This window comes from Paenibacillus sp. JT22N1, assembly GCF_059692155.1.
In genome coordinates this window covers 263,508-285,886 of record NZ_JCAUAW010000004.1, presented here as the reverse complement: position 1 = coordinate 285,886, position 22,379 = coordinate 263,508, and the positions used below count along the sequence as shown (strand labels likewise).

Below are 22,379 nucleotides of genomic sequence, written 5' to 3'. Positions count from 1 at the left end.
AGATCGTGACGTCCCTGTAAAGAGAATTCCAAATCATCACAGTATGGTATTAAACATAAAAAAATGAGCAACTCAAAGCGTAGTTTACACTTTGCGTTACTCATCATATATTTAATGGCGTATTGTTATCGGGAACTTTTATCTTAGTTTAACTGTCAATTGTTTGGTCAAGTCGAGGAATGAACCCACAACACGACGAACACGTTTTTCGACATCTGGATGGATATCTTGATAGGTTACACCCGTTTGGAAGCTCTTCCGCTGGTCGCCTCCAATAGATAGCCAATCTGGGCAGTTAACGCCATGTAGATTGCGTACAATGGTTTGCATCTGCGTTAGAGAGCTTACAGCAACTGCCCCGCCTGCTGAACTTACAGATAAGACGACCTTGTTATTGAAATGATCTTGTCCTAGATGATCAAGTGCATTTTTCAAAACGCCGGAAATTCCACTATGATACTCCGGTGTTGCCAGTACGATTCCCTCTGCTTCAAACATGGCTTTTTTTAATTTCTCTAGAGCTTCGTGCCCCGCATTTACATCATCTGGTGAATAGAAAGGGAGCGGTGTTTGATACAAGTCAATCAATGTCACCTGGTGGCCCTCTAGGGTCGCAAGATGCTTGATATATTCAACAAGTCTTGTACTTGTCGCTGCCCTCTGATTACTTCCTGCTATCATCGTAATTTTCATAATGATCTTCCTTCCACATCTGATTCATGCATTCATTATACCTTAATTTCCATCAAATAACAGAACTAATTATAATAATTATCAAAAGAGTTTTAGTATAAATAAATGAAAAAGCTGCTTCCTCCATAGAAAACTATGAAAGAAGCAGCTCGTATATTATTCATGTATAAGTGCTAAGGAATTAGCAATCGAAGTAAAGGTTGTACTCGTGTGGGTGAATACGGATTGCTACAGCTTTCGCTTCGCCACGTTTCAATTCGATATAGTTATCGATGAAATCTTGTGTGAATACGCCGCCTTCAATCAAGAAGTCGGAATCTGCTGCAAGAGCATCCAAAGCTTCGTCTAATGTACCAGGAACGCTGCGAATCTCAGCTTTCTCTGCATCGGACATTTCATAGATGTTTGTATCGAAAGGACCGTATCCAAGAGCGCGCGGATCGATTTTCTTTTTGATACCGTCAAGACCTGCCATCAGCATTGCTGCGAAAGCGAGGTATGGGTTAGCCGTGCTATCCGGTGTACGGAATTCGATACGACAACCTTTAGGTGTCACAGCTGCGATTGGAATACGAACTGCTGCGGAACGGTTACCTTTGGAGAATACAAGGTTAACCGGCGCTTCGTAACCAGGAACCAGACGTTTGAAGGAATTTGTACTTGGGTTTGTCAAAGCGATCAATGCTGGTGCGTGGTAAAGAATACCACCGATATAGTGGATTGCCATTTCACTCAGGTTTGCATATGCTCCTTTTTCATAGAACAAAGGCTCGCCTTCATTGAAGATGGACATGTGTACGTGCATACCGCTACCATTGTCACCAAACAGTGGTTTAGGCATGAAAGTAGCAACTTTACCATATTCTCTAGCCGTGTTAGCAACGATATATTTGTATTTGAGCAGGTTATCTGCTGTTTTAGTCAATGTGTCAAAACGGAAGTTAATTTCAGCTTGACCAGCTGTAGCCACTTCGTGATGGTGACGCTCAATACGAAGACCTGCATCAGCAAGCTTGTTGCACATTTCGGAACGAATGTCTTGTTGGGAATCCATTGGAGCTACCGGAACGTAACCGCCTTTAACTGGAACTTTATAACCAAGGTTTCCGCCTTCTTCTTTACGGCCTGTGTTCCAGCCTGCTTCTTCGGAGTCAACTTCGAAGTAAGACTTATTCATGCCATTTTCGAAACGCACATCATCAAAAATGAAGAACTCGGACTCAGGTGCGAAGAATGCTGTTGTACCTACACCAGTTGTTTGCAAATATTCTTCAGCTTTTTGAGCAATGCTACGTGGATCGCGATCATAACGTTCGCCTTCAGGCGTATGGATATTGCTCATAATGATCAATGTTGGGTGCGCTGTGAAAGGATCAATGTACGCAGTCTCAGTATCTGGCATCATAACCATGTCAGATTGTTCAATACCACGGAATCCTGGGATGGATGAACCGTCAAACGCGACTCCGTTAACGAAAGTTTCTTCATCTACTTCAGTAGCAGGCAAAGAAATATGCTGTGCTTTTCCGGAAAGACCTACGAAACGAAAATCTACCCACTCAATATTTTTTTCCTTGATAAGGTTCAACACATTTTGAACTGACATTTTAAAAACCCTCCCATTTCCGTACATTCAACGTACTTTGCATGATTAATGTTCAACTTTTGGTTGTTATCTTGCACATATTATATAGCGATTAAGCTTACACAGTCAATACTTATGTCAGGTATTTTTTATTTATGTGTAAGCTATGCTCACACAATTTCACAGATTTGTCCTATATCCATAAATAGGAAAACTGGCTTCCTCTTTCGAGGAAACCAGTCATATCAAAACTATAACCGTTACGCTAAGATAGCTTCTTTCTGCGTATCAAACTTTTTACCAAGCAGCGGAGCAAGCTTCTCAAGATCAACAAGCAGATTAGCGAATTGATCAGGGAACAAGGATTGAACGCCGTCACCAGTCATCGAGTTGTCTGGATCTGTGTGCATTTCAATGATCAAACCATCTGCTCCCGCGGCTACGGATGCCTTTGTCATAGGAACAACAAGCTCTCTACGGCCAGTACCGTGGCTCGGATCTGAGATTACCGGAAGATGGCTCAATTGCTTAAGAACCGGAATAGCCGATAAATCCAGTGTATTCCGCGTGTACGTTTCGAATGTTCGGATTCCGCGTTCACAAAGCATAACATTCGGGTTACCGCCAGCAAGAATGTATTCAGCAGCATTCAAGAATTCATCATAGGTGGAGCTGAAACCACGTTTGAGCAGTACTGGCGTTTGAATGGTTCCGAGCTTGCGAAGCAAATCAAAGTTTTGCATATTACGTGTACCTACTTGTAGGATATCCGCGTATTGTGCGCATACATCAACATACTCAGGTGTCATAACTTCTGTAATTGTAAGAAGACCATGCTTCTTACCCGCTTCTGCCATCATGATCAAGCCTTCAACGCCAACACCTTGGAAGCTGTAAGGACCTGTTCTTGGTTTAAATGCGCCACCGCGGAGAACTTGACCTCCCGCTGCTTTCACTAAACGTGCAATCTCATCAATTTGTTCTGGCGTTTCTACAGCACACGGGCCGCCCATGACAACAAGCTGCTCGCCACCGATTTCAACACCCTTAATTTTGATAACCGTATCAGCCGGATGAAAGTCACGACTTGCTAATTTATAGGATTTGGAAATTTTCACGACTTGCTCAACTCCTGACATTTGACGCAACTGTTCTGCTAATTTCGGATCTGCTTGACCGATAATTCCGATTACTGTGCGATCCTCACCTTTGGAGACATGAGCTTGGACACCTTGCTTTTCTATGAATTGTACAATTTCCTGAATACGCTCATCTGACGTTTTGTTGGATGTAATGGCGATCATCTTAAACACGCTCCTTATTATATGGGTTGGATCACTTGTACACTTCAACGCTTGTTCGCTTCTACGCTTTTAACCACTAAAGTAAATATACAACGCTTGACGAGTGTTCGTCAAGCGTTTATTTATTTGCTATTCTTTTGTATTCGAAGGGGCAAGTTGATCTTTACGGATTTTACGTTTTTCTTTGCGACGATTCGTATGGTATTTCAGTAAGAGCACCACTGGGAAGTAAGCAATAATTCCGAGTATTAACCCAACCACCATACCGCCTACTATCAAATCCAAACCACTTCTAATAATATTAGAAAGCATGTGGGGTAAATGATGGATTAAGTAAATTTTGAAGTGCTTCGGTACCAACCAATCCCCCACTTGCTTATTGAGAATTGAGAATGGAATATAAATCACTTTCCCAAACACAAAACCAATTAAGGCCGCAGGTAAATTAGCTCTTAATAAATAGACCAATGGAAAGATAAGAGCGAATGCAAAACCGGCTGTAGGTAGAGTAAACATCTCAACGAACAATCCGATTGAAAAGCCGCGTGCTACCTTGGAAGGACCGCCTTTGGCACGTAAGAGAAGTAAGTATTTGTATCTAAACCAGCGCTTCGTGCTTTTCCAATCGTAGCGAGCTTTCACTTTCATCATTTTCACCTTCTGAGTGCTTTGCATGCTGGTCTCAATCCCGCCCTGTGGAATAAATAAGGATCACTCACTACTTGCCGCTTTGGATTTAACAGCCGGAATGAGCTTCTTCATATTAATAGTACGCGTAATATCCCAACTGGTTTCATCTTTTAAATCATAAGCTTCCAAGTAGGAAATTACCTCTTTGGTAATAGGTGTCGGAGTTGAAGCACCAGACGTAACACCGACCTTGCGTACATTGGTTAACCATCTGCGATTAAGCTCCGTGATATCAGATATTCTATACGCTCTTACTCCTGCAATTTCCTCTGAAACTTGCGCTAAGCGGTTCGAATTATTACTTTTCGGATCTCCAACTACGATAACTAGATCGACTTCCTTCGCTTGTTCAGCTACCGCTTCTTGTCTAACCTGCGTGGCGAGACAGATCTCATTATGAATCTCAGCTTTTGGGAATAGTTCTAGTAAACGATTCATAATATGCTTAATGTCCCATTGGCTCATTGTTGTTTGGTTCGTAATAATAATACGTTGGGCTTTTATGTCTAGCCGGTCTGCTTCTTCAAGCTTTTCGATGAGGTGTACTTTGTCCGGAGCTACACCTACTGCGCCTTCCGGCTCAGGATGAGCTTTCTTCCCGATATAGATAACCTCATAGCCGTCGGCTACTTTTTCTCGAATTAAATCGTGTGTCTTCGTCACATCTGGGCAGGTTGCATCCACAACGGTTAAGCCCTTGTCACGGGCTCTGCGTCTTACCTCAGGAGAGACCCCATGAGCAGTGAATATGACCGTTCCTGTTTCGATTTGTTCTAATATTTCAAGCCGATTCTCACCATCTAATGTGATGACACCTTCTTCTTTGAAGAAATCAGTGACGTGCGCGTTATGAACAATCATGCCTAATATATAAATAGGTCTCGGAAGATTTAAGTTTTTAGCAGTTTGCATAGCAAGTGCCATAGCGTCTACAACGCCATAACAATAGCCTCTGGGTGATATTCGGACTACTTCCATTTCTTCCACCTGCCTAAGAAACATTATTTTCTTTCATTATAGCTGATTATACAGAGAGAGGAAAGTTTGCTGGCAGCCAAATCATGAAGGTACTTCCCTCGTCTTTACGTGTTGTCACTTCAATAGACCCACCGTGTTCATCAATAATCCATTTGGCGATCGATAAACCAAGTCCAGTTCCAGACGTCAGTCCCCTGGATAAATCTGCGCGATAAAAGCGGTCGAAAATATGAGGAATATCCTCTTTATCCATGCCAATTCCTGTATCGGTAATCCGAATACCAATAAAGCTATCCGTTCGCGACGCCTCGAACCTTACGGTTCCAACAGGTGTATACTTGAACGCATTTTCGATGAAAATAAACAACAATTGCTGCAAGTAATCCCGATTCCCTTGCACAAACGCATGTTCTAGTGCATCTAAATCCCCCACTTGCCAATCAGCGGTATGCTCGAGCAATTGAGCCCGCCTTACCACTTCTTGAACGAGCGGCATGATCTCGACGGGCTTCTTTTCCATCAAGACGCCGGCATCTGCTCTCGCCAGAGCAAGAAGATCATTGACTAGTCTGCTCATTCGCTGTGCTTCTCCTGCAATATCATGCATAGCCTCAAGTGACATCTGCATTTGATCAGGCGTAGCAAGTTCTGTACTTCCAGAAGTTTGCTTCCACATCTTTTCTAACAAGTCGACATTTCCTCGAATCGTTGTAAGCGGTGTTCTCAGCTCGTGAGAAGCATCCGATACGAACCTGCGCTGGGCGCGGTACGCTTCATCTAATTCCAGATAGGTAATCTCAATACGAGAGAGCATCCCATTGATCGTCTCCGTCAAGCGCCCAATCTCATCAAGTGGACCATCATAGTGGATACGCTTCTCCAGATCATCGCTGCTTCCAATTTGATTCGCGGCGTCAATGACGCGTTCGATCGGCTTGAGCGCTTTGCGTGCCAAGAACCAGCCTAGTGAAGCTGCCACAATAATCGTTAGCAATGCCCAAATCATCAGCGTATACCCAAGGGTAACGGACGTTTTTTCATAACTGCCAATCGGTACAGCCGCTTGAAGAACCCCGATGAGTTGGTTCTGGTCATCAGACCTGATCGCTTGATTATAGATGAGGAAATCTTGCCCCAGTACCTTGGTCTTTTCGAAAAAATCATCCTCATTCTTTAATTTATCAATCGTATTCTTTGCTAAAGGCAAAGTAACATCATAGAATTGTAAGTTAGCCGAACGATTAAAGCTTTTAAGTGCAACATTATATAATTGCAGAAACGTATTCGTAGAGTAGAAATCTCTGCTTTCTAGCTCTAGATCAACGACGAGCCCCTTTTGCGAAAGGGCAAAACTCTTCTGAATACGCAACGAAGTGTTCTGTGCCTCCCTTTTCACATCTTGGCGAATTTGATCGTATAGGAAATAATTCAAGAAAAAATAAAGAACAATGCCAAAAAGCAGCATGGTTAGAGCCAATATCCCTGAATACCAAAGCGTTAGCCGCAAGCGAAGAGACATATTAAGATTCCCCTCTCAATACGTAACCTGCCCCCCGAACCGTTTGAATCAATCGTTTATGGCCAAACTCTTCCGTCTTTTGGCGCAATAGCGCGATATAAACCTCCAGAACATTGGATTCACCGCTATAATCGTAGCCCCATATTTTTTCCATAATAATATCTCGTGAAAGGACACGCTTCGGATTCTGCATGAATAAGTGAAGTAAATCAAACTCCTTGGTTGTTAACTCAATCAGTTTCTCACCGCGAAAAACCTCTCGTGTATCCAAATCCAAAATGGTATCCTCATAATTCAACCTATTCGTCTGCTGCTCAGGACGCTCCGTTCTCCTCCTAAGAAGTACACGCACTCTAGCCAGCAGCTCTTCAAGCGCAAACGGCTTGACCAAATAATCGTCAGCACCGAGATCCAAGCCTTTCACGCGATCACTGACTTCATCTTTTGCTGTAAGCATAAGAATCGGTACTTCGCTGCCGCTTTCACGCACTCGACGAACGACCTCCCAGCCATCAATATGCGGCATCATAACGTCCAAGATCAGCAGATGTGGTTCCGCTGTCAACATTTGCTTAAGACCATCCGCACCATTAGTCGCAGTGACGACCGAATATCCTTCAAAAGCCAAACCTCGTCTCAACATAGACGTAATTTTCTCATCATCATCAATAACCATTATGTTCTCTCTCATCGACTTTGACCACCCTTCTATCACCCATTGTAACAAATTCCGCTATCCAAGCAAAAAGAAGCAGAGCCTGCAAGCTTGCGGCCGCGGGACTCCACTTCCTTTTATTCTGAACTAACCTTTATTTATCTCTCTAATTTCTCTTTTATTGGGCAGGCGTCTCGGCTAGCGCGTTTTTATCCCCAACTGTAATAGGTACTTCCATACGCTTGCCGTCTCGAATAAGTCCCAAAGTGACCTTGTCGCCAACTTTCGCTGCCTGGACTTTGGTAATCAATTCCTGCGAATTTTTCACCTTAGCTCCATTAATATCTACAATGACATCGTATTGACGAAGACCAGCTTGGAAAGCAGGGCTTTTACGTTGAACGCTGCCAACTAATGCTCCATCTGTGTTCGAAAGCTTCAATTCACTTACCCAGTCTTTACCAATATCTTGTAAACCTACACCTAGGTAAGGCACTGGTTCTTTAGGAATTTGAACATTGTTTTTAAGATTTTCAAGAACAGAAGAAATTGTGCTAGTAGGAATGGCGAAACCAATTCCTTGCGCTTGAGAACTAACGGCAGTATTAATACCAATAACTTCACCATTCAAGTTCAGTAAAGGTCCGCCGGAGTTACCAGGGTTAATGGATGCGTCAGTTTGCAGTAAGTGCTTATACTCGCGAGTTCCTTTCGCATCTGGAATGCTGATAGGACGCTCCTTCGCACTAAGCACACCTACAGTAACCGTGTGGTCGAAGCCGTATGGATTACCGATAGCAACAACCCAATCCCCAACATTCACATCTTCAGCTTTACCAAGTGGAAGGATTGGAAACTCTTTCTCGCCTTCGATTTTGAGTACAGCCAAATCCAAATCGTAGCTGTTACCTAACAATTTAGCTTTAAATGGCTTATCATAACCTTCTACTGTAACTTGAATTTCATCAGCGCCGTCCACAACGTGCTCATTGGTTAAAATATATCCAGTTTTTTCAAAAATAAACCCTGTTCCCATACCTGCAGGCTGCAGTTCACCACTGCCGGAATTATTCTGATTATTGTTAGGCGTTGTATTACCGCCGCCATTATCCCCAAAGAATTGACGGAAGAACGGATCATCAAAGAGGGAATTACCGCCACGGCTTGATTGCTTCGGTTTTACTAGAGATTCAACCTTAACAATTGCAGGCCCAGCGTTCTGTGCAATAGCCGAAATGTTCCCCGGGCGAACAACATCCAGCCCAACATTTTTCACTTCGCCTCCATTAGTGCTCCCGCTCTTCGTTGCAGCAGCTGTGGAGCTGCCCGAAGCTAGAGGCTGATTGCCAGTAAACAAATTCAATTTATCAGCGCTGAACATAAGTCCACCTACGACCAAAGCGCCTGCCATGAAGGCCGCGAAAACGCTTTTCACAGATGAACGCTTTCTTGCGTTTGGATCCCAAGGACCCGAGCCTTGTGGAACGCCTGCTTCAGGTCCAAAACTGAAAGGACGCAAGTTCTTAGGTGGAGTAACTTCAACACTGGAGGTTCCTTCAGTTCCCGACGAAGAAGTTGTAAGCGAATGACCTTCGTTTTCTTCGTTAAAAGCAGACTTGTAAGGGCCATACGAATAATAGTAGGAAGGTCTTGCTTTGTTAGGATCTTGTGGATCTTGCGGGTCTTGTGGATCTTGATGATTAGAGTCATTTCGATTAACGCGATCATTGTTACTGCTATTGTCGTTCTGCGGCTTAAAGAAGTCGCTATAGTCTTTTTTGTTGTCTTCCATAGTTCTTACCTCCATTTGATTAATAAAGTTATAAGTGCATGCTTCTTGAAGGGTTATGTCTTGTTCTCTGTATTTCTATCATGCACCTACAACCTTAAACGAATATTAAAAAACAATAAAATGGAGGTAAAAAAAGGGCTAACTCATTGTATCCAAGCTTGTTCCACTTTATGGAGCAGACCCGCTGCTTCTTTCACCCATTTATCTTCGATTTTGGCATCAGGATCGAGCGGAGTTTGGAATTGATCGATTAATGCGCCATAGGTTTCAGCTTCCGCGTCCTGATCAAGTCCATCATTATAAACATGCTTCAGTACGAAAGGAGTTCCCACTTCGACGATTGCATCTGTTGATTCGGCGTCGCCATCAATTCTTCCTGTCACAACTTGAAAAGGAATACGCAGCCAAACTAGATGTTCTTCATCTAAGTAGTGGTCGAAATAGCCATGATCGTAATCCCAATTGCCACCTAGAGCAAAATCGAATTCATGCAGGTGCTCACGGACACTGTCGAAAGATTCTTGAACCTGCTCCAATGATGATGTTAATGTTTTCATTCAGACACTCCTTAAGCGCTCATATTATTTTACTTACGCATAGAATGTGTCAAAATCTAGTTTTTATGTGTGGTACGTTCCTTATTATCAAACCAAACCTTTGCGATGAGCGAAGATAGCAAGCTGTGTCCGATCCTCTAATTCACACTTCATTAGAAGGTTGCTGACGTGTGTTTTGACCGTTTTGATACTAATAAAAAGCTCTTCTGAAATGTCTTTATTACTCTTTCCTTCTGCAATCAAAAGCAATACTTCTTTCTCACGCGATGTCAGCCCTTCTTCTTCGGGAACACTATTACGCTGCCTAATCCCTCTTGTAAGCGCCAAGGACACTTCTGAGTTCATAACCGGCATACCGCGGTAAGCGCTCAGTATCGCATGAATCAATTGGTCGGATGAAACCGTCTTCAGCATATAACTGATGGCACCCGATTCGACGGCTTCAAGAACCTTCGCTTCCTCCAAGAAGCTGGTCAGCATTATAACCTTAACCTGTGGAAATTTACCGCAAATCAACTTGGTGGCGCCTATACCATCTAGAACCGGCATGGTCAGATCCATCAAAATAACATCCGGCAATTGATGAGAGAGTTCTTGATTTAACTTATCGAACGCATCCTGGCCATTGCTTGCTTCCCCCACAACTTCCAAACCGGGTTCCAATGAGATGTAGGTTCGAAGCCCAACCCGAACCATGTCATGATCATCTACGATCATCACTTTAATGTTACTGCTCATTTGTTTCTCCCTCTCTTTCCTTCGTTAGAAAGCTCGACTGTCCCGTAAACCGCGGAATGCGTACTCTAACTCGTGTTCCTGATCCTAACTTGCTGTCTATCTCCACTTCGCCACCAAGCTTTTGCGCTCGCTCCCTCATTGTCGATAAACCATGCGAAGCCGATGGGATGTCTCTACGTTCAAAGCCTTGACCGTCATCCTGCAGCTGAAGCACATATTGGTGCTCTCTTTCATATATAGCTAGTCGAACTTGCTTGGCAGAAGCATGCTTAACTACGTTTGCAAGACCTTCTTGTATAATGAGGAAAAATTGATGTTCAATCGCTTCAGATATCGTTTCACGCAAAGAAACATCAAGTTGGCCCTGCAGCTCATGGTTTCGGCAATATTCCGGAAACCATTTCTCTAGGGCTTCTTGTAAGCTCATATCCCCCAATTCGATGGGTCTTAATTGTGAAATAAGTCCGCGCATCTGCTTCTGGGCATGGTGAGACATTTGAATAAGCTGATTCATAACGCCCGGAGCCGCATCCGGGTTTCTCTCCAGAATTTTGGGTAAAGAGGATGCTGACATATGAATGGCGAACAGCTCTTGACTAACTGTATCGTGCAAATCCCGTGCCAGTCGGCGTCTTTCCTCAAGCACAGCATTTTCCGTGAGCTCCTGATCTCGAATCGCCTCGGCCTCACCCAATTTTTGCAGCAGCTGAATACGTTCTTCAACGGCAGAGGCCATGTTATTAAAAGCATCATACAAATACAAGAATGGTTCTACGGGTTCCATCTCAATCCGACTGGAGAAATTCCCCTTGGACAATTCGAGCATAGCTACATGCAGTTCATCCACTTTGCGCTGCCATCTTTTGGTCGCAACATAACCCACCGTTAAACAGACCAAGAGAATGGCTATGACGAACCACATGCGGAATTGCCACGAGACAAGCTCCTCCTTATAATACTCAAGCACAATATATATGCTAGATACCGTGAGTAAACTCGAGATAAGAAAATAATTCAGCAGCTGCCACTTCATATTGAACATTCGCAATTTGTACATGCTCCATCCTTAACCTATCTTTTTGATTGTAATGTCACCAATAAACATGCTCGTGGTTACAATTATTTTCCGGTCAGCCTCTTCATATTGCGAGGTCTGAGTTCTCACGCTGCGCAGAAACCCACTCTCACGCCGATCAAGCACTTTCATATCTCCGATAAAAGAACTTGCCATTACGCGAACTTCAACATCAATATCATTAGGAATGAATATTTTCACATCACCAATAAATGCTGAAACATGAATCGTCGTTTCTCCCAAAGGAATGGCTGCGCGAGTAAGATCTATGACGGAATCACCAATGAAATGTGAAATCTGAATCGGCTTCAGTTCCCAAGCTTCTTGACCTAGATGCACATCTCCGATAAAACCATGCCGATGAAGTACATCACCGGAGTCGAAGTTACGTACAAAATCATCGTATTTGTGTCCATGATGGTTAAAAGCATGCGTTTTCGGTTGTCCCGGTGGCTGAGGTTGCTTTAGATCTGGTTCTCCCGGCGCGTCAGGGACATCCCAAATATGCTTATCATGAAACTCGCCATGAATATCCTTGAGTACAGCTTTCTCTTCGTCACTGAGCTCATGCTTTACATCTTTAAAAGTAGATTTACTTTCGCGCTCCTTATCATTTGTAGGCGATGGTGCTCCATCAGTCCACTTGGGTTGATCCCATGGATTTCTATATTTTTCATGCTGCAATCTTCTAGCTTCACGTCTTGCCTGTCTAACTTGATTTTTCTCTTCTTTAATAGAAGGCCAATCCGGTGACTCTTTCTTGCTAGGTTTAAAAATCACATTCAATCCAAATAAAATTAAGGCAACAGGTCCCAAAATCTGAAACATCTCTCCAAGCGATCGATCGGTCAGCTTTAAATTCTTCAGGAGAAAGATCGTTCCAATACAGCAAACGAGCAAACTCCAAATCGAGCCTCCCCAATGATACTTACGCTGCCAAACAAAACCAACGAGACCGTAGAAAATAAGAATGACAGGCCAGTAAGTGGAAAACATATAAGCAAGATCAATATCAATAAACCCTAATTGGTTAAGTAAATAAAGGACACCTGCCGTTACGAGGACAAGCCCCCAAATTATTCTTTGAAACATATGCGGATTCATGCTTCTTCCTCCATTTGTGTACAACGTCGTTAAGATACCTCTAGTTTATAAGATACAGCCATGAATGAAAAGAGACGAAAGATTGATGGTTTCCTCGGTCTAGAGACTGAGTTTTCGCAGAATTAGATGAATAACTGACATCAATTATTTTATAAACGAACAATAACCATCAGATGTTATGTTTTCTTACGTATATCGTTGACATGTTTATCATCAGAACCGTATAATTGGTGCAAAGAATTCCTCAAACATAAGGAGAGATCAGATTATGGATGCTATCCAACAGCTTTCTAGCGGCCTAGATACCATATGGGTGGTTCTGACAGCTGCCATGATTCTATTGATGGAAGGCGGCTTCGCTTTATTGGAGGCAGGTTTCGTCAGACAAAAAAATGCGGTAAGTATCATTATGAAAGTGTTTGTTGATATCTCTTTCGGAGCACTTATTTTTTACTTATTCGGCTTTGCCCTTATGTACGGAAAAGATGTTTCTGGACTATTTGGAACTACCGGTTTCTTCATGGGAGGAGATTTAACACATATCGTTTTAAATATCTCACATGAGACTTATTGGCTATTCCAGTGTGCCTTTGTTATCGCTGTGATCTCGATCGTATCTGGGGCTGTAGCCGAACGCATCAACTTCCGCGCTTACATTCTATACACCATCGCAATGACTGGTTTAATTTACCCCATTGCTGGCCACTGGGTTTGGGCCGTCAATGGATGGCTCGGCAAATTAGGCATGGTTGATTTCGCAGGTTCTGCTGTCATCCACGCACTTGGCGGCTTCTCCGCTCTTGCCGCAGCGATGATCATTGGTCCACGGATTGGCAAATTTTCCGCTAACGGTACGGCTAATATTGTCCCACCATCCAATTTGCCGCTTGCTTCCGTAGGCGCATTTATCCTTTGGTTCGGTTGGTTTGGCTTTAACTCAGGAAGCACACTAAGTGCCACCAATACTTCGATCGGCCACATTGCAGTAACCACCATGCTGGCAGCAGCGGCGGGCAGCGCAACGTGCATTCTATTCACCATGATGCGCTACCGTAAAGCCGATCCCCCTATGGTTATCAACGGCGCTCTTGCAGGGCTCGTCGGCATTACCGCAGGCTGTGCTTTCGTTAGTGACGCTGCGGCCATTTTCATCGGTGCAATTTGCGGGATCGCAATGGTATATGCAACAGAAATACTTGAAGCAAGACGGATTGATGATCCAGTCGGGGCTTTTCCTGTTCATGGTATTAGCGGCAGCATCGGGACTCTCGCTGTAGGATTTTTTGCACAGCCTGACGCGATTCGAGAAGGTACTGCTGGTTTATTTTATGGCGGGGGCTTCAGCCTTCTAGGTGTTCAAGCATTAGGACTTGTTACGATTTGTATATGGGGATTCGTTACTACATGGGGTTGTATGAAGTTAATTCAACTTATCGTTCCACTGCGAGTTAGTAGAGATGAGGAATTAGTCGGATTGGACGTCGGTATCCATGGTGTTCCGGCTTACAGCCAAGAGGATGGTTTTCTGGACTTAGAACAACTAAAAAAAGGTCAATGACAACAAAAAAAACCTTCCATTGGAAGGTTTTTTTGTTTGTATTAAGAAAGCAGCTCTTCAATCTCATCCGGTACAGAGATCACATCGCCAGGTTTGGATTCATTCATAATTTGTCTCACATGGGCAATTTCAGCTCGAAGTTTCCTAACTTGTTCCATGGGTTTCTTCACATAGTGGATATACTCGACAGCAAGATGATGGTCAGGTTTCTTACCAGAAAACATGCGGCGTAATGATGACATCGTCTGATAAGCGCGCTCTTCTTTCATTCTTTTGATTTCGTAGCGCTCTACTACCTGCTCAATATCCAGGACCTGCTGTTCCTTGCGGACAATGTAAGCTTCCAAGAAAGGAAGTACCTCTGCTGCTTTCCTTGGTGTTCTTTGAGGTTTTCCGTCCAATCGCAAAGCATTCAGCATGATCACTCACCTATCTCCCCGTGTCAAGATTTATAACAGTAATCTTATTTTACACCAAAATAAGCGATTTGAGAACCTTTATTTCAATATTAAATCGATTCCTACAACACCAACAGGGGTTCCCGTGTCATCTATTATCGCTTTAGACATCGTGATACATGGTTTTTTAGTAATAGCTGACACGTATTCTGGAGAAACGAAGAGTTCTCCCCCCATCGCACGCTTCCACCACTCTCTGCCCTTTGCATTAACTAGACCTGCCTCAGGCATCGAATAGATGAAGGTTCCATCCGCGCGGTTAGACCAAATTGCTTCAATTCCGGCCGTTTTCTGCAAAACAGTGCCTAAATGGGAAGCATGCTTACCATCAAGCAATGAAGTTATGTCAGGTATTAGTACAAGTGAGCTAAGTACTTGCTTCATTTCTTGGATATTCACATGAATCGTACCTTCTTTATTTTGCATACCTACTGCTTGTATCGCCTGTATCAGTTCCTTAGAGGAACGATCTAGATTTTGGTTGATATGCTGCAGCATCGATACTTCATGGCGCTGCTTTTTCATTTGATCCAAGGTAATCTCCACACTAGACATCGTCTCATTCATCAAATCAACAACTTGGCCAAGTAGAGTTCTTGTACCTGAGACAAGCGAGGACTGATGCTGGGTAGAGCTTGTTGTACTCGATACAAGATTATTGACGTTCAGAATCAACGCGAAGATCGTATCGATCTTGTCTTTTACTACTTTCATCTCAGCAATCCCATGAGCGACAGATGCCTTCTCTTCAGCAACCGCTGTCACAACTTGCAAAACACCGCTCTCGATGGATGCCAATAGTTCGGAAGATTTCGTAACCGCTACATGACTTTGTGTGGCCAGCTTCTTAATTTCCTGTGCGACCACAGAAAAGCCTCGTCCATGCTCACCCGCTCTGGCCGCTTCGATGGATGCATTAAGCGCGAGCAGCGAGGTTTGAGACACTACTTCCGCAATAAATGTATTGATTTCTTCAATCTTGGAAGTATGTCCTGTCAAATCCTGAATCTTCATCTGCATGGTATCATTATTAATATGTAGATCATTCATGACTTCATCTGTGGCATTCAGTGACCGGCATACATCGACTACCGTATCTTTGGTTTGCTCACTCTCTTGATGCATATGTAAGGATGAATCTAGAATTTGGTCTGCTGCTGCCGCTACCTGCTGAATCGCTGCGAATGCTTCCTGCAGTTGTCCAACGGCTTGATTACTTCGAATCTTTAGATCCTCTTCTCCTTGAATCGAAGCATCGGCTATTTGCAAAAGTTGTCCGATTGAACGATTGACTTCCTCAACAGCAGCTGCTAATCTGTCCGCTACAACCTGAGATTCTTGTATGAACGTTCGGAATTGCTCTTGTTGGCCCTTAATATCGTGGCTATTAGTTGATCTTGATGATCTGGTACTAAGCCAAGCAATAATACCTATAAACAAAAAAACAGCCAAACTTGCAGCCGTAAACCATCGAGAGGAAGTAAATAACGCGAAAACACTTACCGTAATACCAATGAGAATAAGAGCATACAACCAAGCTTTGTGTTTCATTTCTGCGCGCATAAGCAATTGGAACTCCTCCCAAAAGGAACCTAAATGTTAGTTTTTGTTACATTATATCGAAAATAGAAGATGTTGAAAAGAAATAAAAAAACAGAGACCTTTTCAGATCTCTGCTCTCTCTCGCTTTTCAGCTTATTGATATTGCATTATTTATTTTGGTTTTGTGTATTCGTTTGTTGCTGTTTGTTCGCTACTGATGTTTCAGCAGCAAATTCTACGTCTTGAGCTACATTCGAGCTCAAATTTTTATTCTTGTTGTTCTTGTTCTTAGCCATGTTCAATCACCTCCTGTAAGTATAGGATTTCCCAAACAGGAGAATTTATGATGGAAATGTTCGGCTTAGTAAAAGCTGATTCTTGTCATAGTGCTTTGGTAGGTGCGATGATCTCATCCTTTAGTTGATTCCAGATGAGTTCGGTCACTTTCCCATGTCCCTCTTTGACGATAAATACTTTAACCGTCTTCTTGCCCCATTCTTTATAAACCTGATCCTTGGTGTCGAAATACAGATCAATTTTCTTACCTTTAATTGCGCTGCCTGTATCTGCAACAACACCATAGCCATAACCGGGAATAAACAAGACAGTTCCAAGCGGAAAAACGTTCGTGTCTGCTGCGATCGTTGATAAGGATTTATCATCCCGCTTTACTCTAATACCTGAATACGTGATCCCATACTCAGGATGATCCGGATTTTTCCCTGTTGATTCCTTACCTGCAAAATAACCGGTGGCTGTCACTTCGACTGCCTTGAGCTTGGACAAATCTGAGTCTAACTTCGGAACATAACGATAATTGATTTGTTGCAGGTTTTCTTGCGCAACCGGCAGTGAAGCAGGTGCCGTTTTGGCCGGAATAACCTTTTGCTGCTGATCTTGTATATGGGTGACGGAGTTTGCCGTCGTGTAGCTTTGGTCGCTTTTGCCCGTCGTCTCTTGTCCGAAAAGTGCCATCAGAACAACGATGATCGATGCACTGATCCATTTAGACTGAGTCAAAAAATTGGTTAACATTACTATTTTTTAATACCTCCCCTATATTGCAGGTTGTCCAATACCTACCACCTTTAAACCTCCGGATGCAGACTCACTGTTTAAGGTGTCCTAATCACGCTCCCCTATACATACCCAATTAACTGAATTTGAAAACAAAAAAGCAGAGAAGATTATCTTCTCTGCTTCATTTATAGGATTGAACTCTTAAAGTTTCTTGCTAATTTCCTCGTTAATCATGCCAATCACTTGATCAATCGGATGGGTTCCTAGATCCCCTTGACCACGTTTTCGAATTGATAAGCTTTCGCTCTTCACTTCGTTTTCACCGACGACTAGCATAAAAGGAATCTTCTCCAGCTGCGCTTCTCTAATCTTATAACCCAGCTTCTCATTACGATTATCTGCTTCAACACGAATACCGGCTTCGCGTAGACGCTCAGTCACGAGATTCGAGAATTCTTCGAATGCCGGAGATACCGGAATGACCTTGGCTTGGATCGGCATTAACCAAGTTGGCAGCGCACCAGCGAAATTCTCAAGTAAGAAGGCTGTCATACGCTCCATAGTACTGATAATCCCTCTGTGAATAACGACTGGACGATGTTTCTGACCATCTTCACCTGTGTATTCAAGCTGGAAGCGCTCTGGGAGCAAGAAATCAATTTGCGCTGTTGAAAGTGTTTCTTCTTTTTTGAGCGCTGTTTTGATTTGAACGTCAAGTTTAGGACCATAGAAGGCAGCTTCACCTTCAGCCTCGTAGAAATCAAGTCCTAGCTCTTCAACAACCTCGCGCAGCATGCGTTGGGAAGTTTCCCACATTTGATCATCTTGGAAATACTTTTCTGTATCCTTAGGATCCCGATAGGAAAGACGGAAACGGTACTCTGTAATTCCGAAATCCGCATAAACCTGACGAATCAAGTTCACAACGCGGGAGAACTCTTCTTTAATTTGATCCAAACGACAGAAAATATGAGCATCATTCAGTGTCATGGCACGAACACGGTGTAGACCTGTTAAAGCTCCTGACATTTCATAACGGTGCATAGTGCCAAGCTCAGCAATCCGAATCGGCAGATCACGGTAACTGCGCATATCGCTTTTATAAACCATCATGTGATGCGGACAGTTCATTGGACGTAGGACAAGCTCCTCATTGTCCATCACCATTTTGGGGAACATATCCTCGCTGTAATGATCCCAGTGACCGGATGTTTTGTACAACTCAACATTAGCGAGAACTGGCGTGTAAACGTGTTGGTAACCCAGACGCTCTTCTAGATCGACAATATAACGCTCCATTGTACGTCTTAATTTAGCTCCGTTCGGCAGCCAAAGTGGTAATCCTTGCCCAACCTCACGTGAAAAAGCAAACATTTTAAGCTCTCTGCCCAGCTTACGGTGATCACGTTTCTTAGCCTCTTCCAAAAGATGCAAATGCTCATCCAGCTGCGCTTTCTTAGGGAAAGCAGTACCGTAAATACGTTGCAGCATTTTGTTCTTCGCATCTCCACGCCAGTAAGCACCAGCAACGCTCAATAATTTGAACGCTTTGATTCGGCCAGTTGATGGCAGATGCGGTCCGCGGCATAAATCAAAGAATTCACCTTGGTCATAGATAGTTAGTACCGAGTCTTCCGGCAGATCACGAATCAATTCCAGCTTAAATGGATCTTCCATTTCAGTGAAAATGCGAATCGCTTCCTCGCGGGAAACAACGCGGCGAGTAATCGCCAGGTTCTCACCGGAAATACGCTCCATTTCCTTCTCGATTTTCACCAAATCTTCAGGATTAAGCGGTGTTTCCAAATCGATATCATAGTAAAATCCGTCTTCAATGACAGGTCCAATCCCTAATTTAACCGCTTTTTCACCATAAATACGTTTAATCGCCTGAGCCATCAAATGCGCTGTGCTGTGACGATACATCTCTAATCCCGCTTCACTATCGAGTGTTAGAATTTCTACGTCTGCATCATTTTCCAAGGAAAACGACAGATCCACGGATTTCCCGTTAACTTTGCCGCCAATCGCATTTTTCTTCAGTCCGGATGAAATGGATTCCGCCACTTGTTCAATGGTCGTTCCAACTGCGTACTCTCTCACTGCGCCATCTGGTAATTTTACTTGAACAACCATTTTTGTTCCTCCTATAGGTTCATTTTTGAACGCAAAAAAGCACACTGCATCCCAAAAGGGACGAGTGCGCTCAGCTCGTGGTTCCACCCTAGTTCGATTCGCTGCATACCCACAGGGGTAAGGCGAATCCTCATCAGCATTCGGTAACGGGAATGACTCCGGTATTGTATACTAACGATCCTGCAAGTCAGGTCGAATTCCACAACACGGCTACAAAGGGGTAAACGATCTGAATAGCTGAAGGAGATTGCAGCCTAGTCTCCTCTCTCTGAGCAGTTCTTGCAGAAAGTTCATGTCTTTGATATTAACGCCTTCGATCACTATTATAATTGCCTCTTCGCTCAAGGTCAAGGGGATAGTTGATCCTGTTTCTTGGCTTCACCCAAGAAGATGTCACAAGTTCGGCAATAGGAGCAGACCGTTGTTCGATCTTCAAATATTTGTATAATCGTCTTGATGATCGTTAATTCAGGATCTCGCGTATGGATGTAGATATTTGCCGGAGATACCGTGATGAGTGTGCTAACAATCATGTCCTCGAAATTAATATCTTTTTCAAGTACTTCTAGCTTAAAGGTTGTATCAAATTCATTCGCGTCTATGAGTTCAAGCTGATCATTCAAGATGACAAACTCATGCCCGCCTTTATGTATAAGATGAGCAACGGGGATCTTGGCTTCCTGAATATATACAAAGTACTGCAATAGAGAAATAAATTCCTGATACTGGCGATCCATCATAAATTCATCAATGGCATACTCAGCTATCTCTCGCAGCTCCTCGGTATAATCCTGTAAGCGAAATTTGAGAAAACCATCCAAGCTCAGCCGCGGAGTTTCCTCCAGAGATTGCACGAGCTGCTCCGATAACATTTGTTTGCGGCGAAGTCTTGCTGAGCTGCCATTCAAAACAGGAAATTCCTCAATGACCGTCTCCGCACACATGGATTGCTTGCAGTACCCTTCTATGGCTTCCAAATCGTCTATGGCTTCATATTTAAACTCTTTAACAATCAAATCACGCAAAATAAGCGACTCTTTCTCTGCGATGATATGATCCGCCAAAACGCCAGCCAGTCCTTCCCTTACTTCTTTGTGAATGGAAGAAATATCTCTTTCCTTCATCCTCACTTCTATTCGAATGTAAGCATGTGTTTCATGTAGATCAAATGGGGCTGTCACTCCACTTTCAGTGATATGTAAAAGCTGCAGCTCACGTTCTATCTGAGCGCTTAGCGAACGTACATAGGCCTCATCGGCATTCATTACAACAATGGCAAACAGTTCCATAGGCTAACTCCTTTCATCAATACGTCCTCCTCCTAAGAGTATATGGTCGATAGGAATCAGATATACAACGAACAATTTGCCATTTCCATTCCTCTTTTTTGTCGAATCTTTAGTTAATATATTCCAATCTCGCAGATTCGTGTTATGATACCTGTAATAGTGCCGAGCAAGCAAAAAAACGCGTCCAAGTTGGAGGCGTTTTTTGTATTTATTAGCTAGTTTTGCATCACGACATCTTTATTGTCTTCTGCCATTATCATAAGTATGATTCAAAAATACTTTTTACAAGCAAGAATGGAAGTGCACCAATTGAGACAAAAGCATAAAAAAATCCTTGAAGAAAATTTTTGAATAGTTTCACAAGAACCACTCCTATCAATTTTGTCTAAATTGTGAACTACTTCAATTATACTCCTTTTTCAGAAACAAACATGAAAATAACATTAATTTTTTTCATAACTTGTCCAAGTAAATTCATGCGCATTTAAAACGAAAAGAGAGCAGCCGCAGCTACTCTCCAAATTACTTTATTAGTTTTGCATTACGAAATCTTTATCAATAACGAGCGACTCGTCATCAAACACACGCAATGTTTGGTACTTCGTATTCCGCTGAGCTGGAATTTTACCTGCTTCGCGAATGATTCGCAGCGTGGAGTTAACGTTGACCTTGTGCGTTGTACCCGCCGCGGAGACTACGTTCTCCTCAATCATCGTACTTCCAAAGTCGTTGCAGCCGTAGCTGAGTGTTTGCTTGCCAACTTCAGGTCCCATCGTCACCCACGACGATTGGAAGTTAGGAATGTTATCCAGCATAATTCGGCTAATCGCCAGCGTCTTCAAATACTCCTCAGGCGTGACTTTCTCTGCCTTCATGTTCGTATTATCCGGTTGGAATGTCCACGGAATAAAAGCTAGGAAGCCTGGTGTATTCAGCTTCTGCAGCTTAACATCATCTTGCGCATCACGGATACGCAGCATATGAAGCGCGCGCTCTTCCATGGATTCGCCAAAACCGATAACCATGGTACCTGTTGTATGCATACCAATTTTGTGAGCGGTTTGCATAACGTCCATCCAATCGCGCCATGAACCTTTCAGCTTACTAATTTTGCGTCTAGTGCGATCATCCAGAATTTCTGCGCCGCCACCTGGCAAAGAATCGAGTCCAGCTTCGTGCAATTGACGAACGACTTCCTCTAAAGATAAACCATCCGAAACATCTTTCATTTTCATAATTTCAGCTGGTGAGAAAGAATGCATCGTAATGTCAAAACGTTTCTTAATCTCCCGAAGGATATTCGTGTAATAGCTGAATGGAAGATTCGGATTCGTGCCGCCCTGCATGAGGATTTCGGTCCCATCTACATCCAGAGTCTCTTGGATCTTCTGGAAAATGGTTTCATCCGGCAATACGTAACCTTCTGATGAACCAGGTGGACGGTAAAACGCACAAAATCTGCAATAAACGTCACAAATATTCGTATAGTTAATATTCCGCCCAATGACGAATGTCGTTATAGGATCGGGATGCCATTTCTTCATAATCTGATTGGCGGTGTCGCCAATCTTCTCTATTTGATCGGATTCGAAAAGCGTAATACATTCCTCTATATCAATTCGTCCGCCTGACTGTGCTTTATATAGAATGCGATCAATCGGTTTCATAGCTACTCACTCCTTTACT

The 22,379-nt window shown here is 43.2% G+C and carries 20 protein-coding genes; 1 reads left to right on the top strand and 19 read right to left on the bottom strand.

The annotated features are described in order from the left end of the window. Positions 1-138: 138 nt before the first annotated feature. From AC58UU_RS10405 to liaF, 12 genes are all read right to left on the bottom strand, one after another. Positions 139-693, bottom strand: coding sequence for an NADPH-dependent FMN reductase (locus AC58UU_RS10405; RefSeq protein WP_497315290.1), 555 nt, complete (start codon positions 691-693; stop codon positions 139-141). A 181-nt stretch (positions 694-874) separates the two neighbouring features. Then, positions 875-2,299, bottom strand: a complete 1,425-nt coding sequence (glnA, locus tag AC58UU_RS10400; RefSeq protein WP_497315289.1) for a type I glutamate--ammonia ligase — start codon at positions 2,297-2,299, stop codon at positions 875-877. Between the two features lie 239 nt (positions 2,300-2,538). Next, entirely contained in the window at positions 2,539-3,582 is a 1,044-nt protein-coding gene (aroF, locus tag AC58UU_RS10395; RefSeq protein ID WP_497315287.1) for a 3-deoxy-7-phosphoheptulonate synthase, read from the bottom strand. Positions 3,583-3,711: 129 nt separating this feature from the next. Next, positions 3,712-4,233, bottom strand: coding sequence for a DUF2062 domain-containing protein (locus AC58UU_RS10390; protein WP_497315285.1), 522 nt, complete (start codon positions 4,231-4,233; stop codon positions 3,712-3,714). Positions 4,234-4,293: 60 nt separating this feature from the next. Then, positions 4,294-5,250, bottom strand: coding sequence for a 4-hydroxy-3-methylbut-2-enyl diphosphate reductase (locus tag AC58UU_RS10385; RefSeq protein ID WP_497315283.1), 957 nt, complete (start codon positions 5,248-5,250; stop codon positions 4,294-4,296). A gap of 46 nt (positions 5,251-5,296) precedes the next feature. After that, on the bottom strand, positions 5,297-6,769 hold the full coding sequence (locus tag AC58UU_RS10380) for a sensor histidine kinase (protein WP_497315281.1): 1,473 nt from the start codon (positions 6,767-6,769) through the stop codon (positions 5,297-5,299). 1 nt (position 6,770) lies between these two features. Continuing rightward, the gene (locus AC58UU_RS10375) at positions 6,771-7,460 is read right to left on the bottom strand and encodes a response regulator transcription factor (RefSeq protein ID WP_171691889.1); all 690 of its coding nucleotides are present in this window, start codon (positions 7,458-7,460) and stop codon (positions 6,771-6,773) included. A 142-nt stretch (positions 7,461-7,602) separates the two neighbouring features. Further along, positions 7,603-9,216, bottom strand: coding sequence for a S1C family serine protease (locus AC58UU_RS10370; protein ID WP_497315279.1), 1,614 nt, complete (start codon positions 9,214-9,216; stop codon positions 7,603-7,605). A gap of 143 nt (positions 9,217-9,359) precedes the next feature. After that, a complete protein-coding gene (locus tag AC58UU_RS10365; protein WP_497315278.1) occupies positions 9,360-9,773 on the bottom strand; it encodes a YugN family protein in 414 nt (137 codons plus the stop codon). Positions 9,774-9,860: 87 nt separating this feature from the next. Further along, on the bottom strand, positions 9,861-10,511 hold the full coding sequence (locus tag AC58UU_RS10360; RefSeq protein WP_497315276.1) for a response regulator transcription factor: 651 nt from the start codon (positions 10,509-10,511) through the stop codon (positions 9,861-9,863). Next, a complete protein-coding gene (locus AC58UU_RS10355) occupies positions 10,501-11,568 on the bottom strand; it encodes a HAMP domain-containing sensor histidine kinase (RefSeq protein WP_497315275.1) in 1,068 nt (355 codons plus the stop codon). Before AC58UU_RS10355 ends, AC58UU_RS10360 begins: the two co-directional genes overlap by 11 nt. Before the next feature lie 9 nt (positions 11,569-11,577). Continuing rightward, complete coding sequence (gene liaF / locus AC58UU_RS10350) at positions 11,578-12,678, bottom strand: cell wall-active antibiotics response protein LiaF (RefSeq protein ID WP_497315273.1); 1,101 nt, start codon at positions 12,676-12,678, stop codon at positions 11,578-11,580. Positions 12,679-12,958: 280 nt separating this feature from the next. Here liaF and AC58UU_RS10345 point away from each other — a divergent pair, with 280 nt between their 5' ends. Beyond that, positions 12,959-14,248 (top strand): ammonium transporter, encoded by a 1,290-nt coding sequence (locus AC58UU_RS10345; protein WP_497315271.1) that lies wholly within the window; start codon positions 12,959-12,961, stop codon positions 14,246-14,248. Positions 14,249-14,289: 41 nt separating this feature from the next. Here AC58UU_RS10345 and AC58UU_RS10340 read toward each other — a convergent pair whose 3' ends face one another. The 7 genes from AC58UU_RS10340 to mqnC all read right to left on the bottom strand — a co-directional run bounded on the left by AC58UU_RS10340 (position 14,290) and on the right by mqnC (position 22,360). Then, positions 14,290-14,667: a hypothetical protein gene (locus AC58UU_RS10340; RefSeq protein WP_497315568.1), complete on the bottom strand. Its 378-nt coding sequence runs from the start codon at positions 14,665-14,667 to the stop codon at positions 14,290-14,292. A 78-nt stretch (positions 14,668-14,745) separates the two neighbouring features. Further along, positions 14,746-16,269 carry a methyl-accepting chemotaxis protein gene (locus AC58UU_RS10335; protein WP_497315566.1) on the bottom strand — a complete coding sequence of 508 codons (1,524 nt, stop codon included), beginning with the start codon at positions 16,267-16,269 and terminating at the stop codon, positions 14,746-14,748. A 146-nt stretch (positions 16,270-16,415) separates the two neighbouring features. Continuing rightward, a complete protein-coding gene (locus AC58UU_RS10330) occupies positions 16,416-16,544 on the bottom strand; it encodes a hypothetical protein (protein WP_261302307.1) in 129 nt (42 codons plus the stop codon). A gap of 85 nt (positions 16,545-16,629) precedes the next feature. After that, positions 16,630-17,283 (bottom strand): 3D domain-containing protein, encoded by a 654-nt coding sequence (locus AC58UU_RS10325; RefSeq protein WP_497315269.1) that lies wholly within the window; start codon positions 17,281-17,283, stop codon positions 16,630-16,632. Positions 17,284-17,469: 186 nt separating this feature from the next. After that, a complete protein-coding gene (gene thrS / locus AC58UU_RS10320; protein WP_497315267.1) occupies positions 17,470-19,404 on the bottom strand; it encodes a threonine--tRNA ligase in 1,935 nt (644 codons plus the stop codon). A 347-nt stretch (positions 19,405-19,751) separates the two neighbouring features. Continuing rightward, positions 19,752-20,693: a sporulation protein YtxC gene (gene ytxC / locus AC58UU_RS10315; RefSeq protein ID WP_497315265.1), complete on the bottom strand. Its 942-nt coding sequence runs from the start codon at positions 20,691-20,693 to the stop codon at positions 19,752-19,754. A 530-nt stretch (positions 20,694-21,223) separates the two neighbouring features. Continuing rightward, positions 21,224-22,360 (bottom strand): cyclic dehypoxanthinyl futalosine synthase, encoded by a 1,137-nt coding sequence (gene mqnC / locus AC58UU_RS10310; protein WP_047677361.1) that lies wholly within the window; start codon positions 22,358-22,360, stop codon positions 21,224-21,226. Positions 22,361-22,379 lie beyond the last annotated feature (19 nt).

What these genes read in the sequence shown, in the direction of transcription:
- AC58UU_RS10405 (WP_497315290.1), bottom strand. Translation starts at nt 693, where the DNA reads ATGAAAATTACGATGATAGCAGGAAGTAATCAGAGGGCAGCGACAAGT.
- glnA (WP_497315289.1), bottom strand. Translation starts at nt 2,299, where the DNA reads ATGTCAGTTCAAAATGTGTTGAACCTTATCAAGGAAAAAAATATTGAG.
- aroF (WP_497315287.1), bottom strand. Translation starts at nt 3,582, where the DNA reads ATGATCGCCATTACATCCAACAAAACGTCAGATGAGCGTATTCAGGAA.
- AC58UU_RS10390 (WP_497315285.1), bottom strand. Translation starts at nt 4,233, where the DNA reads ATGATGAAAGTGAAAGCTCGCTACGATTGGAAAAGCACGAAGCGCTGG.
- AC58UU_RS10385 (WP_497315283.1), bottom strand. Translation starts at nt 5,250, where the DNA reads ATGGAAGTAGTCCGAATATCACCCAGAGGCTATTGTTATGGCGTTGTA.
- AC58UU_RS10380 (WP_497315281.1), bottom strand. Translation starts at nt 6,769, where the DNA reads ATGTCTCTTCGCTTGCGGCTAACGCTTTGGTATTCAGGGATATTGGCT.
- AC58UU_RS10375 (WP_171691889.1), bottom strand. Translation starts at nt 7,460, where the DNA reads ATGAGAGAGAACATAATGGTTATTGATGATGATGAGAAAATTACGTCT.
- AC58UU_RS10370 (WP_497315279.1), bottom strand. Translation starts at nt 9,216, where the DNA reads ATGGAAGACAACAAAAAAGACTATAGCGACTTCTTTAAGCCGCAGAAC.
- AC58UU_RS10365 (WP_497315278.1), bottom strand. Translation starts at nt 9,773, where the DNA reads ATGAAAACATTAACATCATCATTGGAGCAGGTTCAAGAATCTTTCGAC.
- AC58UU_RS10360 (WP_497315276.1), bottom strand. Translation starts at nt 10,511, where the DNA reads ATGAGCAGTAACATTAAAGTGATGATCGTAGATGATCATGACATGGTT.
- AC58UU_RS10355 (WP_497315275.1), bottom strand. Translation starts at nt 11,568, where the DNA reads ATGTACAAATTGCGAATGTTCAATATGAAGTGGCAGCTGCTGAATTAT.
- liaF (WP_497315273.1), bottom strand. Translation starts at nt 12,678, where the DNA reads ATGTTTCAAAGAATAATTTGGGGGCTTGTCCTCGTAACGGCAGGTGTC.
- AC58UU_RS10345 (WP_497315271.1), top strand. Translation starts at nt 12,959, where the DNA reads ATGGATGCTATCCAACAGCTTTCTAGCGGCCTAGATACCATATGGGTG.
- AC58UU_RS10340 (WP_497315568.1), bottom strand. Translation starts at nt 14,667, where the DNA reads ATGCTGAATGCTTTGCGATTGGACGGAAAACCTCAAAGAACACCAAGG.
- AC58UU_RS10335 (WP_497315566.1), bottom strand. Translation starts at nt 16,269, where the DNA reads ATGCGCGCAGAAATGAAACACAAAGCTTGGTTGTATGCTCTTATTCTC.
- AC58UU_RS10330 (WP_261302307.1), bottom strand. Translation starts at nt 16,544, where the DNA reads ATGGCTAAGAACAAGAACAACAAGAATAAAAATTTGAGCTCGAATGTA.
- AC58UU_RS10325 (WP_497315269.1), bottom strand. Translation starts at nt 17,283, where the DNA reads ATGTTAACCAATTTTTTGACTCAGTCTAAATGGATCAGTGCATCGATC.
- thrS (WP_497315267.1), bottom strand. Translation starts at nt 19,404, where the DNA reads ATGGTTGTTCAAGTAAAATTACCAGATGGCGCAGTGAGAGAGTACGCA.
- ytxC (WP_497315265.1), bottom strand. Translation starts at nt 20,693, where the DNA reads ATGGAACTGTTTGCCATTGTTGTAATGAATGCCGATGAGGCCTATGTA.
- mqnC (WP_047677361.1), bottom strand. Translation starts at nt 22,360, where the DNA reads ATGAAACCGATTGATCGCATTCTATATAAAGCACAGTCAGGCGGACGA.